The sequence below is a fragment of the Burkholderiales bacterium genome (assembly GCA_036262035.1).
In the GTDB taxonomy this organism is placed as follows: domain Bacteria; phylum Pseudomonadota; class Gammaproteobacteria; order Burkholderiales; family SG8-41; genus JAQGMV01.
Window position 1 is genome coordinate 106,093 of record DATAJS010000027.1, and the last position, 13,354, is coordinate 119,446.

Annotated in this window: 12 protein-coding genes; 9 read left to right on the plus strand and 3 right to left on the minus strand. The window is 66.7% G+C overall.

What is annotated here, in order from left to right:
• The first annotated feature begins 30 nt into the window (after window positions 1-30).
• Both rpiA and VHP37_26795 read left to right on the plus strand, forming a co-directional pair.
• A complete protein-coding gene (gene rpiA, locus VHP37_26790; GenBank protein ID HEX2829983.1) occupies window positions 31-690 on the plus strand; it encodes a ribose-5-phosphate isomerase RpiA in 660 nt (219 codons plus the stop codon).
• 10 nt (window positions 691-700) lie between these two features.
• On the plus strand, window positions 701-973 hold the full coding sequence (locus VHP37_26795; GenBank protein ID HEX2829984.1) for an oxidative damage protection protein: 273 nt from the start codon (window positions 701-703) through the stop codon (window positions 971-973).
• Between the two features lie 142 nt (window positions 974-1,115).
• Here VHP37_26795 and VHP37_26800 read toward each other — a convergent pair whose 3' ends face one another.
• From VHP37_26800 to VHP37_26810, 3 genes are all read right to left on the minus strand, one after another.
• Window positions 1,116-4,004 carry an EAL domain-containing protein gene (locus tag VHP37_26800; protein ID HEX2829985.1) on the minus strand — a complete coding sequence of 963 codons (2,889 nt, stop codon included), beginning with the start codon at window positions 4,002-4,004 and terminating at the stop codon, window positions 1,116-1,118.
• Entirely contained in the window at window positions 4,001-5,332 is a 1,332-nt protein-coding gene (gene argA, locus VHP37_26805; protein ID HEX2829986.1) for an amino-acid N-acetyltransferase, read from the minus strand. The genes VHP37_26800 and argA overlap by 4 nt, the downstream gene beginning before the upstream one ends.
• Before the next feature lie 192 nt (window positions 5,333-5,524).
• Window positions 5,525-6,259: a 16S rRNA (uracil(1498)-N(3))-methyltransferase gene (locus tag VHP37_26810; GenBank protein ID HEX2829987.1), complete on the minus strand. Its 735-nt coding sequence runs from the start codon at window positions 6,257-6,259 to the stop codon at window positions 5,525-5,527.
• 86 nt (window positions 6,260-6,345) lie between these two features.
• On the opposite strand from VHP37_26810, the gene trkA reads away from it, so the two are divergent.
• The 7 genes from trkA (at window position 6,346) to VHP37_26845 (ending at window position 13,268) form a co-directional block, all read left to right on the plus strand.
• Complete coding sequence (gene trkA / locus VHP37_26815) at window positions 6,346-7,764, plus strand: Trk system potassium transporter TrkA (GenBank protein ID HEX2829988.1); 1,419 nt, start codon at window positions 6,346-6,348, stop codon at window positions 7,762-7,764.
• Between the two features lie 8 nt (window positions 7,765-7,772).
• Entirely contained in the window at window positions 7,773-9,224 is a 1,452-nt protein-coding gene (locus VHP37_26820) for a potassium transporter TrkG (GenBank protein HEX2829989.1), read from the plus strand.
• A gap of 73 nt (window positions 9,225-9,297) precedes the next feature.
• On the plus strand, window positions 9,298-9,858 hold the full coding sequence (locus VHP37_26825) for a YqgE/AlgH family protein (protein ID HEX2829990.1): 561 nt from the start codon (window positions 9,298-9,300) through the stop codon (window positions 9,856-9,858).
• Between the two features lie 46 nt (window positions 9,859-9,904).
• Window positions 9,905-10,312 (plus strand): Holliday junction resolvase RuvX, encoded by a 408-nt coding sequence (gene ruvX / locus VHP37_26830; protein HEX2829991.1) that lies wholly within the window; start codon window positions 9,905-9,907, stop codon window positions 10,310-10,312.
• 93 nt (window positions 10,313-10,405) lie between these two features.
• A complete protein-coding gene (gene pyrR / locus VHP37_26835) occupies window positions 10,406-10,870 on the plus strand; it encodes a bifunctional pyr operon transcriptional regulator/uracil phosphoribosyltransferase PyrR (protein HEX2829992.1) in 465 nt (154 codons plus the stop codon).
• Window positions 10,860-11,819 (plus strand): aspartate carbamoyltransferase catalytic subunit, encoded by a 960-nt coding sequence (locus VHP37_26840; GenBank protein HEX2829993.1) that lies wholly within the window; start codon window positions 10,860-10,862, stop codon window positions 11,817-11,819. Before pyrR ends, VHP37_26840 begins: the two co-directional genes overlap by 11 nt.
• Before the next feature lie 129 nt (window positions 11,820-11,948).
• The gene (locus tag VHP37_26845; protein ID HEX2829994.1) at window positions 11,949-13,268 is read left to right on the plus strand and encodes a dihydroorotase; all 1,320 of its coding nucleotides are present in this window, start codon (window positions 11,949-11,951) and stop codon (window positions 13,266-13,268) included.
• The last annotated feature ends 86 nt before the right edge of the window (window positions 13,269-13,354 follow it).

Below are 13,354 nucleotides of genomic sequence, written 5' to 3' on the forward strand. Positions count from 1 at the left end.
GCGCCTGCGCTACTCTGCTAACATCGTTTCATGACTCAGGACGAACTGAAACAAGCGGTCGCCCGGGCGGCGATCGACCACGTGCCGATGGGTGGCATCATCGGCGTCGGCACCGGCTCGACCGCGAACTTCTTCATCGAAGAGCTCGGCAGGATCAAGCATCGCTTCGACGGCGCGGTGGCGAGCTCGGAAGCGACCGCGCAGCGGCTGAAAGCGCACGGGATACAGGTCGTCGACCTGAACTCGGTGCTGCAGCTCGAGGTCTACGTCGACGGCGCCGACGAGGTGAACCGGACTCTCTCGATGATCAAGGGCGGCGGCGGCGCGCTCACGCGCGAGAAGATCGTCGCCGCGGTGTCGCGCAGCTTCGTGTGCATCGCGGACCAGAGCAAGCTCGTCGATGTGCTCGGCAAATTCCCGCTGCCGGTCGAGGTGATCCCGATGGCACGCTCGCACGTCGCGCGCGAGCTGGTGAAGCTCGGCGGCCAGCCCGAGTGGCGCCAGGGCACGGTGACCGACAACGGCAACTGGATACTCGACGTCTACAACCTGGAGATCGCCGAGCCCGTCGCGCTCGAAGGCGAGATCAATCAGATTGCCGGCGTCGTCACCAACGGACTGTTCGCGCGCCGCGGCGCCGACGTGCTGCTGCTCGGCACGGCGGGCGGCGTGCAGACGATGAAGCGTTAAAGGATTACGTATGGCCAGAATGGTGAATTGCGTGAAGCTGGGACGCGAAGCGGAAGGCCTCGATTTCCCGCCCTATCCCGGCCCGCTGGGCAAGCGCATCTACGACAACGTCTCGAAGGAAGCGTGGAAGGAGTGGATGGGACTCCAGACCATGCTCGTCAACGAGAACCGCCTCAACCTCGCCGACAAGAAAGCGCGCGATTACCTCGCGCAGCAGATGGAGAAGCATTTCTTCGGGGAGGGGGCGGATAAGGCACAAGGCTACGTCCCGCCGTCGACCTGAAAACGCGAAAAGCAAATTAACCGCCAAGGACGCAAAGGACGCAAAGGACGCCAAGGAAAACCAAGCAAGAACAATTAAAACCTACGCGACCGAATCGCGTTCCTTTGCGTCCTTTGCGTCCTTTGCGGTTCAAATCGCTTTTTTACGCCCCCAAGGGAAGCTCGAGGTTTCGTTCCATCACCTCGACCAGCAGCGGGTGGTCGCCCGACGGCTTTTCCAGGTGGTAGCCCTGCACGCAGTCGACGCGGAACTCCTTGAGCATCTGCAGCGTCGCTTCGTCCTCGACGCATTCCGCGATGGTCGTCTTGTGCAGCCCGCGCGCCACCGACACGATCGCCTTCACGAAGAGCTGGTTGTCGTAGTCGTGCGGCAGGTTGCGGATGAAGAGGCCGTCGATCTTCACCGCGTCCGCCTGCAGGTGCTTCAGATACGCGAACGACGAGAAGCCCGTGCCGAAATCGTCCAGGCACACGCCGCAACCGGTCTGGCGCAGCGCCTCGATGAAGCGCTGGGCGTCGTGCAGGTCGGACACCGCGGAGGTCTCGGTGAGCTCCACGAGGAGCCGGCGCGGGCTCACGCCGCAGCGCTTCAACTGCTCGGCGATGTACTGCGGCAGCGTCGGCTCGTCGAACGAGCGCCCCGAGATGTTTACGGCGAGCGCCGGCACCGAGCGCGAGTCGGCGAGCATCTCGATCGATTCGCGCAGCACCCAGCGGTCGATGTCGATGATCTTGCCCGACTTCTCCGCCATCGGGATGAACTGCCCCGGCATGAGCATGCGCTGCGTGTCGTCCTTGTCGCGCATGCGCACCAGCACCTCGAAATGCGACAGCGAGCGGTCGCTGGTCGAATAGATGCCCTGGAACTGGAGCATCATGAGGCGGTTCTCGAGCGCGTGCAGGATGCGGTCGTTCCACGACAGGCGCGAGACCATCTGCATGGACGTGTCGAGCTCGCTGCGGTAGCTCCGCCACGCGTTCTTGCCCGCTTCCTTCGCCTGGTACATCGCCATGTCGGCACGCGCGATGAGGTCTTCGGCGTTGTCCGCATGGTCCGGATAGACCGCGATGCCGACGCTGGTGGTGAGCCGCAGGTTCTCGCCTTCGAACTGGAAGCGCACCGTCGCGATCGAGCGCGTGATGCGCTCGGCGAGGATGCGCAGCATGTCGTCCGAGATGTCGGGCACGAGGATCGCGAACTCGTCGCCGCCGAGGCGGCTGAAGAGCTCGTTGCGCCTCACCTGCCCCGCGACCTCGCCGGCGACGCGGATCAGCATCGCGTCGCCCGCGCGATGGCCGAAGGTGTCGTTGATGTACTTGAAGTCGTCGAGATCGAAGAACAGCAGTGCGAGCCTCGAGCCGTGGCGCTGCGCGTCGGCGATCATGCGCGCGAGCTCTTCGTTGAAGCGGTGACGGTTGTAGAGGCCGGTCAGCGCGTCGCGCTCGGCGAGATAGATGAGCTGGTCGGCGGTCTGGCGCTCGCGCGTCACGTCCTCGAACAGCCACAGGTAGCCGACGTGGCGCCCGGACGTGTCCAGCACCGCGTGCCCCTGCTGCGTGACGAGGCGGCCGTCCGCCATCTGCAGCTCGTACGCGGGCGAGGACTCGATGCCCTGCCCCTTGCGCAGGAGGTGGCGCGCCTGATCGCCGGGCCGCGCGAGCGCCGGCGTGCAGATCTCGAGGAGCTCTTCGGGCGCCGCGCCGACGGTGTTCGCCGACGGCGGCAGCGGCCACATGCGGCCGAACGCGGGATTGCTGTAGATGACGCGATCATCCTCGGAGACGAACAGGATGCCGACGTCCATCGCGCCGAGCAGCGCGGCGAGCCGCGCGTGCTCGTCCTGCGCGCGTCCGAGGTATTCCTGCTGCACGCCCTGCGCGTCGCGCAGCTCGACCACGGTCATCTCGAGACGCTGCTCCGCCTCCTTGCGCTGCGTGATGTCGCGGATGCTGATGCGGATGCCCTGGTACGTGCGGCCGCGGTCGTAGATCGCGCGCCAGTCCGCCGCCGCCCAGAACTCGCTGCCGTCCTTGCGGAGCGCGTGGAACTCGAAGTCCTGCCCGGTGTTGCCGCGCAGCGCCCTGCGGATCTGGCGCATCACGCGGCCCGCGTCGGGGGGCGCGATGAACGGCGCGGGGAAGTTCGACACGCGCATGCATTCCTCGGGCGTGTAGCCGAACATGTCGTGCACGCGCGGGTTGATCCAGATGAGGCGGCCCTCGGGGCTGATCCACAGCTCGCAGTCGTAGCTGTAATCGGCGATCGCGTTGAACTTCTCCTGTCCGTCGGCGATCGCGGCGATGCGGCTCGCCAGCGCTTCGGCCATGGTGTTGAACGCGTGCGTGAGCTGCGCCACCTCGTCCTTGCCGCGCACCGGCAGCCGCACCGACAGGTCGCCCGCCGCGAGCTGCGCGCTCGCGGCCGAAAGCCGGGTGAGATGGCGCGTGATCCAGTACGCCACCGCGACCATCGAGCCGGTGCCGAGGATGACCAGCAGCAGGCCGACCGCGAGGTTCTCGCGGATGAGCTCGGTGCGCGCGGTCTTGAGGTAATGCACCGGCACGCCGATCGCGAGCCGTCCCTGCCGCTCCGCGCCGAAGCGAAGCTCGACGTCGGTGTCGAAGACGCCGTCGTCGTCGCGCGCCCACAGCAGGTCTTCGCGCGCGGGTAGCGGACGTTTCCGATCCCAGCCGCTCGCGGCGACCGCCTTGCCTTTGCGGTCGAACAGGACGAGATAGCTGAACGCCTGCTCGCGGCGCGCGGCGTCGAGCGCTTCCTGGAGCCGGCCGCGGTCGCCCTGCACGAGCGCGGGCGCGAGCGCCGCGTTGAGGAGCTGCTTCTGCTCTTCGAGATGGATGCGCGCGCGCTCGACGAGCTTGTCGTCCATCACGCTGATCGCGTTGTACACCAGCAGACCCAGCATCAGCAGCTGGATCACCGCGCTCGCGAGCAGCAGCCGCGAGCGCAGCGGCAGATAGCTGCGCAGCGCCTGTGCGGCCGCGCGCCTCTCCTGGGGAGCGCGCGCCTTCAAATCCGCTTCATCAGCACCACCGAACGGCGCTGCCAGTTGTAGAGCTCGCGTTTGGGCGCCGGGAGGTCTTCGATCCCGGTCTCGGTGAAGCCGCGCTCGACGAACCAGTGCTCGGCGCGCGTCGTCAGGACGAACAGGCGCTTCAACTTCATGCGTTTCGCGCGGGCCTCGATCTCGGACACCAGGCGCTCGCCCGCGCCCTGGCTGCGGAAGTGGGGATGCACCGCCAGCGCCGCGAGCTCGCCGACGCGCTCTTCCGGAAACGGGTACAGCGCCGCGCATGCGATGACGATGCCATCGTGCTCGATCACGACGAAGCGGCCGATCTCGCTTTCGAGCAGGCCGCGGTTGCGCTTGACGAGGACGCCTTCGGACTCGAGCGCCTCGATCAACTGCAGGATGCCGCCGATGTCCTCGGGCCGGGCGCTTCTCAGCGTCTGGATCGGGTCGGGCGTGATCAGCGTGCCGACGCCCTTGTGCGTGAAGAGCTCGAGCAGCAGCGAATCGTCGATGTGCCCCGAGATGAGATGCGCGCGCGCAACACCCTGCTCGATGGCCCGGACCGCCGCGGGCAGATAGAAATGCACGTCGGTGTCCGCGTGGCCGGCGCGCGCGATGATCGATTTCGCGCTCTTCACCGTGAGCTCGCGCTGGAGCTCGCCGCGGCGGCTCGGCACGCCCGGCGTGTCCATCATGAAGATGAGCTTCTCCGCCTGCAGCGCGGCCGCGGTCGACGCCGCGACGTCTTCGAGCGCGAGGTTGAACACTTCACCGGTGGGCGAGTACCCCAGGGGCGAGAGCAGCACGAGCTCGTTGTCGGCGAGGCGGCGCTGGATCGCGACCGCGTCGACCTTGCGCACTTCGCCGGTGTGCATGAAATCGATGCCGTCGAGCACGCCGATCGGCTTGGCGGTGATGAAGTTGCCGCTCGCGACGCGGATGTCGGCGCCCGCCATCGGCGAGTTCGGAAGCCCCATCGACAGCCACGCTTCGATCTCCACGCGCAGACGGCCGCTCGCCTCCTTGGCCGCCGCGAGCGCGATGTCGTCGGTCACGCGCAGGCCGCGGTGGAAGCGGCTCTGGTGCCCGCGCTCGGCGAGACGCGCTTCGATCTGCTGGCGCGAGCCGTGGACGAGCACGAGATGCACGCCGAGCGCGGCGAGCAGGTTGAGGTCGTGCGTCAGATCGTAGAAGCGTCCGTCGCTCGCGAGATCGCCGCCGAATGCGATGACGAAGACCTTGCCGCGAAACGCGTGGATGTACGGGGCGACCGACTGGAACCAGTCGATGAAGCGATCCTGGCTCGACAGGCGGTGACGCCGAGCCACCGCCGAGCCGGCTGCGCCGTTATCCCCCCCTGGCGTGTCCTGTCTTTGCGTAATTTGGAATACTCCTGCTGACGTCGAGCACGAGCATGCCAGGCTCGCCGGTAAATAACAGATATTATGCGACAACGTCTGTAAGGAAAAGCCTTACGCGTCAGGAATCTCTGGAACAAAGTTCCACAGATTCCTTAACGTTCAGAAATCGCCCCAGAGCGCCTGCATCGCCGCGAGCGCGGCGAGCGCCGCAGTCTCGGTGCGCAACACGCGCGGCCCGAGGCGCACGCCCTGGAAGCCGGCGGCGCTCGCGTCTTCCTGCTCGCGCGGTGAGAGCCCGCCCTCGGGCCCGATGAAGAGCGCGATCGAGCGTTCGGGTCGTTGCAGGTCACGCAGGCTCGATGCCGCGTCGGGAGAGAGCGTCAGCTTCAGCGCATCCGGCGGCAATTGCGCGAGCCAGCCGGTCACGCTCGCCACCGGCGCGACCTCCGGCACCCGGTTGCGGCCCGACTGCTCGCACGCCGCGACCGCGATGCCCTGCCAGTGCGCCACGCGCTTGACCGCCCGCTCGCCGGAGAGACGTACGACGCTGCGCTCGGTGGCGAGCGGCTGTATCGCGGCCACCCCGAGCTCGACCGCTTTCTGCACGGTGTAGTCCATGCGCTCGCCGCTCGAGATGCCCTGGGCGAGCGTGACCGACAGCGGCGACTCGCGATCGACCTCGCGCGGATCGGCGACGCGCAGCGTCACCGCCGATTTGCCGATGCGCTCGATGGTGGCGGGATACTCCAGGCCCCTGCCGTCGAAGACGATGCACACGTCGCCCTCGCCGAGCCGCAGCACGTGGAGCAGATGGTGCGCGGCTTCGGCGGGCGCCTCGAAGATGCCGTGGGGCGGGATTTCGTCGGGAACGTAGACGCGGATGGTTCTGGCCATTGCGCCGCGATTATGCCGCACCCTTCGCTGGCTCCGGGCATCGCGCAGGACTAGAATTCGCAGTTTTCGCGGTTTGGGCGACAGCCTTGAAAATCGTCATCCTCGGCGCGGGCCAGGTCGGCTCTTCGGTCGCCGAAAACCTGGTCTCCGAACAGAACGACATCACCGTCGTCGACCTCTCGGGCGACCGGCTTAAGAAACTGCAGGACCGCTTCGACCTCAGGACTTTCGTCGGCAACGCCGCGCATCCGGCGGTGCTCGAGGAGGCCGGTGCGCGCGACGCCGACATGATCCTCGCGGTCACGCAGAGCGACGAGACCAACATGGTCGCGTGCAAGCTCGCGGCGACGATGTTCAACATCCCCACCAAGATCGCGCGCATCCGCTCGGCCGATTACCTGTCGCACCCCGAGATCTTCTCGCCCGAGAACTTCTCGGTCGATTCGGCGATCTGCCCCGAGCAGGTCCTGACCGATTACATCGCCAAGCTGCTCGAGTTTCCCGAAGCGCTGCAGGTGCTGGAGTTCGCCGACGGGCGCGTGAGCCTCGTCGCGGTGCGCGCGTTCCACGGCGGTCCCCTCGTCGGCCACGCGATCTCGCACCTGAAGAACCACATGCCGAACATCGACGCCCGAGTGGCGGCGATCTTCCGCCAGGAGGCGCCGATCATCCCGCAGGGCGACACCGTGGTCGAAGCCGGCGACGAAGTGTTCTTCCTCGCCGCGACGAAGAACATCCGCGGCATCCTGCGCGAGCTGCGGCGCATGGACAAGCCGGTGAAGCGGGTGATGATCGGCGGCGGCGGCAACATCGGTCGCAGGCTCGCCAAGCAGATCGAGAAGCGCTACGAGGTCAAGCTCATCGAGTTCAACAAGGCGAACGCCGAGAAGCTCGCCGCCGACCTCGACAGCACGCTGGTGCTCGCCGGCGACGTCTCCGACGAGGAGCTCCTGCACGAGGAGAACATCGGCGAGATGGACGTCTACTGCGCGCTCACCAACGACGACGAGAACAACATCATGAGCGCGCTGCTCGCCAAGCGCATGGGCGTGCGCAAGGTGATCGCGCTCATCAATCGCTCGAGCTACGTGAACCTCGTGCAGAGCGGCCAGATCGACATCGCCATCTCGCCCGCACAGACGACGATCGGCACGCTGCTCGCGCGCGTGCGGCGCGGCGACTGCGTGGCGGTGCACTCGCTGCGCCGGGGCGCGGCCGAGGCGCTCGAGCTCGTCGCGCACGGCGATGCCCGGTCCTCCAAGGTCGTCGGCCGCAAGATCGAGGAGCTCGACCTGCCCAAGGGCGCCACCATCGGCGCGATCGTCCGCCGCACCGCGAAGGAAGCGGCGCGCGGCGACAGCACGGGCGTGTGGGATTACCAGGTGATCATGGCGCACCACGACGTGGTGATCGAGCCCGACGACCACGTGATCGTCTTCGTGGTGAACAAGCGCAACGTGCCGAAGGTCGAGAAGCTCTTCCAGGTGAACGTGAGCTTCCTGTGACCCGCTAAATGTGGATCACCGCCAGCCTGCCGATCCTCGGCCTCGTCGCGATGGCGATGAGCCTGTCGTATCTGCTCCCGCTCGGGGTATCGCTGTGGACGGACGACGGCATCTCCGACGTCTTCGCGATCGCGCTCGCGGTGAACTTCGTGAGCGGCCTGATGCTCTGGTTCCCGACGCGCGGCACGCGGCGCGAGCTCCAGCTCAGGGAAGGCATCCTCTTCATCGCGCTGGTGTGGATCGGCGGCGCGCTGTTCGCGGCGCTTCCGCTCCTGATGGCGCTCGGCCTGACCTTCACCGATTCGTATTTCGAGGCGATGTCGGCGCTGACCGCGACCGGCGCGACGCTGATCGACGGCCTCGACGATCTCGCGCCTTCGCTCAACGTGTGGCGCGCCGAGCTGCAGTGGCTGGGCGGCATGGGCGTCATCGTGCTGGTGGTCGCGGTGCTGCCGATGATCGGCGTCGGCGGGCGCCAGATCACCAAAGCCGAGATTCCCGGCCCGATGAAGGACGACCAGCTCACGCCGCGCATGACGCAGACCGCGAAAGGTCTGTGGATCGTGTATTTCGCGCTGACGCTGGCGTGCCTGCTCGCCTACAAGATGGCCGGCATGGACTGGCTCGATGCGCTGATCCACAGCTTCACCACGCTCTCGCTCGGGGGCTTCTCTTCGCACGATGCGAGCATCGGCTTCTACGACTCGCTGCCGATCGAGATCGTGGCGATCGTCTTCATGACGCTCGCCGGCATCAACTTCGCGACCCACTTCCGCATCTGGCAGTCGCGCAGCTTCGCCGCGGCGAAGCTCGACACCGAGCTGCCCTATTATCTGCTCGTGCTCGTGCTCAGCGTCGCCGGCATCAGCTTCTTTCTGTGGAGCCGCGGCGTCTACGAAGACTTCGCGGACGCGCTGCGTTACGCCGCGTTCAACACGATCTCGGTCGCGACCAACACCGGCTACGCGACGGTCGATTACGCGCAGTGGCCGGTGTTCGCGCCGCTGTGGCTCATGTTCCTCGGCACGTTCGCGGCGTGCTCGGGCTCGGCCGGCGGCGGCATCAAGATGATCCGCGCGATCATCCTGTCGCGGCAGATGGCGCGCGAGCTCAACAAGCTCGCCCACCCCAACGCGATCTCGCCGCTGAAGATCCAGAACCGCGTGGTGCCGAACCAGGTGGTGTTCGCGGTGCTCGCGTTCTTCTTCGCATGGCTCGCCACGCTGGTCACCACGACGCTGGTGCTGACGCTGTCGGGGCTCGACCTGCTCACCGCGTTCTCCGCGGCCGTCGCCTCGCTCAACAACATCGGTCCCGGACTGCACGAAATCGGCCCGGCGGCGAACTTCTCGGTCCTTTCCGACTTCCAAACGTGGGTATGCTCGATCGCAATGTTGCTGGGGCGTCTGGAGCTGCTGACCGTGCTGGTCATATTCACCCCCGCTTTCTGGCGTAAGTAGCGCAGGCGCCCCGCCTGCCAAAGCAGGGTCCCTTTTTCTGCAGGCGATTGCGCCTGCGCTACACTTCCACCCCATGCAGAAGGTAAACCTGACTCACCACTTCCTGATCGCCATGCCCGCGATGGCGGACCCGCATTTCGCGAAGTCGCTGACGTTCGTGTGCGAGCACAACGACCAGGGCGCGCTGGGCATCGTGGTGAACCGGCCGATCGAGATGAACCTGCACTCGCTGCTCGAGCAGGTGAGCATCGCCCCCGATACCGACGCCTGGAAGTCGGTGGCGGTGCACTTCGGCGGACCGGTGCAGGTCGATCGCGGCTTCGTGCTGCACACCCCGGTCGGCGACTGGCAGTCGACGCTCAAGGTCTCCCCCGATCTCGGTCTCACGACGTCCAAGGACATCCTCGAAGCGGTCGCGCGCGGCCAGGGCCCGCGGCAGATCCTGGTGACGCTCGGTTACGCCGGCTGGGCGCCGGGACAGCTCGAGCACGAGCTCGCGCAGAACGCGTGGCTCACGGTGCAGGCCAAGCCCGAGGTGATCTTCGACCTGCCCGCCGACGAGCGCCTGCCCGCGGCGATGAACCTCCTCGGCGTCGACTACGCCAACCTTTCGGACGCCGCCGGGCACGCGTGACCGCCGTGAGCACCACCGTGCTCGTGTTCGCCCAGTGAGCACGACCGTGCTCGCGTTTGATTTCGGCGAGAAGCGCATCGGCGTCGCGGTCGGCGACCTCGGCTTGCGCATCGCTCATCCGCTCGCCACCGTCTGCGCCGAGGACAACACCACGCGCTTCGCCGAGATCGGCAGGCTCATCGACGAATGGAAGCCGTCGCGCCTGGTCGTCGGCCTTCCCATGCACCAGGACGGCACCGAGCACGAGGTGAGCCGCCTCGCCCGCCGCTTCGCGAACCGGCTCCATGGACGGTTCGGGATCGAGGTCACCCTGGTGGACGAACGGCTGACGTCCGCCGCCGCGGAGTCGCGCCTGAAGGAAGCGGGCGTGCACGGCGAGCGAATGAAAGCGACGCTCGATGCGGCCGCCGCGAGCGAGATCCTCGCCGCTTTTTTCGCGTCGGCGCCGACGTAGGTGTGGTACCCTTCGCGCACTTCGCGCGAATCAACCACCGTGCCCACCCCGCCTCCTGACGCCGAGCAGCTCCTTTCGGCGCTGATCCATAAAATGCAGCCCGATGTCGGGCCGGACACGGGCCTCATCGGCATCCACACCGGCGGCGTCTGGCTGGCCGAGCGCCTGCACGACGCGCTCGGCGTAAAAACCCCCCTCGCCACGCTCGACGTCTCGTTCTATCGCGACGATTACGAGAAGATCGGGCTGCATCGGAACGTGAAGCGCTCGAACATCCCGTTCGAAGTCGAAGGGCGCCCGCTCGTGCTCGTCGACGACGTGCTCTACACCGGCCGCACCATCCGCGCGGCGATGAACGAGCTCTTCGATTACGGCAGGCCCGCGAGCATACGGCTCGCAGCGCTCATCGACCGCGGCGGGCGCGAGCTGCCGATCGCCGCGCAATGGACCGCAGACACCCTCGACGTCCCCGAAGGCATGACGATCGAACTGAAACGCGACGAGCGCGGGCGCCTGACGCTCGCCTGGCACGAGAGAAGCGCACCGGATGTGGCTTGATCCGTCGAATCCGCAACTGAACAAGAACGGCGAGCTGCACCACCTCCTTTCCCTGGAGGGGCTGCCCGCCGCCATCCTGCGCCAGATCCTGGACACCGCCCAGTCGTTCGTGGGCGTGACGCAGCGCGAAGTGAAGAAGGTGCCGCTGCTGCGCGGCAAAGCGGTGTTCAATCTATTCTTCGAGCCTTCGACGCGCACGCGCACGACGTTCGAGATCGCGGCCAAGCGGCTCTCCGCCGACGTCATCAATCTCGCGATCAACATCTCGTCGCAAACCAAGGGCGAGACGGTCCTCGACACCGTGGCGAATCTCTCGGCGATGCAGGCCGACATGTTCATCGTGCGGCACGCGTCCAGCGGCGCGCCGTACCTGATCGCGAAGCACGTCGCGCCCGAGATCCACGTGATCAACGCCGGCGACGGCCGCCACGCGCACCCGACACAGGGGCTGCTCGACGTCTTCACGATCCGCCACTACAAGCGCGACTTCTCGAACCTGCGGGTCGCCATAGTCGGAGATATTCTCCATTCGCGCGTCGCACGGTCGCATATTCATGCGCTCGCGATCCTCGGCGTGCCGGAGATCCGGGTGATCGGTCCGAAGACGCTGCTGCCGACCAACGTCGAAGGCCTCGGCGTGCACGTCTATCACGACATGCGGCAGGGCCTGAAGGACGTCGACGTGGTGATGATGCTCAGGCTCCAGAACGAGCGCATGCAGGGCGCGCTGCTCGCGAGCGCGCAGGAGTTCTTCAAGTACTACGGCCTCACCGAGGAGAAGCTCGCGCTCGCCAAGCCCGACGCGATCGTGCTGCATCCCGGGCCCATGAACCGCGGCGTCGAGATCGATTCCAACGTCGCCGACGGCAAGCAGTCGGTGATCCTGCCGCAGGTCACGTTCGGCATCGCCATACGCATGGCGGTCATGAGCATCCTGGGCGGAAACTGACCGGCCCAAAATGCTCAGTGTTGAGTGTTAAGTGTTTAGTGTCGAGTTAACGTCAAAACCCCGTGAGTCACCGCCGATGCGCTTTTCACTAAACACTCAACACTCAACACTCGACACTGAATTTTCAGCATGAAAATTCATATCAAGGGCGGGCGGTTGATCGACCCCAAGCACGGCGTCGACGCCGCGCGCGACGTGTACATCACCGCGGGCAGGGTCGTCGGCATCGGCGAGCTGCCGAACGGCTGGAGCGCGAACCGCACGATCGACGCGACCGGCATGGTGGTCTGTCCCGGCCTGGTGGACCTCGCGGCGCGGCTGCGCGAGCCCGGCTTCGAATACAAGGCGACGCTCGATTCCGAGATGGAAGCCGCGGTCGCGGGCGGGGTGACGAGCCTCGCGTGCCCGCCCGACACCGATCCGCCGCTCGACGAGCCGGGCCTCGTCGAGATGCTCAAGTACCGCACGAAGTCTCTCAACGGCGCTCGCGTGTATCCCATCGGTGCGCTGACCGAGAGATTGCAGGGCAAACGTCTCACCGAGATGGCCGAGTTGCGCGACGCGGGCTGCGTCGCGTTCTCCCAGGCCGACGCACCCTTCGCCGACAACCAGGTGCTGTTCCTTGCGTTGCAGTACGCGTCGACTTTCGGGTTCGCGGTGTGGCTGCGCGCGCTGGACCAGGCGCTGGGGCGTAACGGCGTCGCGCACGACGGCCAGGTCGCCACGCGGCTCGGCCTGCCGGCGATTCCGGTGTGCGCCGAGACAGCTGCGCTCTCGATCATCCTCCTGCTCGCGCGCGAGACGGGAGCGCGGGTGCACCTCGCGCGCATCTCCAGCGCCGAAGGCGTCGACATGATCCGCCGCGCCAAGGCCGACGGCATCAAGGTCACGTGCGACGTAGCCGTGCATCACGCGCACCTCTCCGAGATGGACATCGGCTACTTCGACCCGAACTGCCGGGTGATGCCGCCTTTCCGCAGCCAGCGCGACCGCACCGCGCTGCGACTCGGTCTGGCCGACGGCACGATCGACGCGCTCTGCTCCGACCACACCCCGGTCGATGACGACGCGAAGCAGCTTCCTTTCGGCGAAGCCGAGCCGGGCGTGACCGGCCTCGAGCTCCTCCTGCCCCTGAGCCTCAAATGGGCTGCCGAAAGCGATCTCCCGCTGTCGACCGCGATCTCACGCATCACCTGCGACGCCGCCCGGGTGCTCGGTATCGACGCCGGCCATCTCGCGGTCGGCAGCGCCGCCGACGTCTGCATCTTCGATCCCGAGCGGCACTGGCGGGTCGAGCCGGCGGCGCTCAAAAGCCAGGGCAAGAACACCCCGTACCTCGGCTACGAGATGGTCGGCCGGGTCTGTTACACCCTCATCGACGGGCAGGTCGTCTTCGAGCCGGCCAATACGCGCCGTCACGCCAACGGCGACGCCGCCCGCCGGGTTTGACGTAAGCGCACACTAACGGCGATTGATGTAGTAAAATCAGTCGCTTAGTCCTGGCTCCCGCACAAACGGCGCGAGCCGCTTGAACC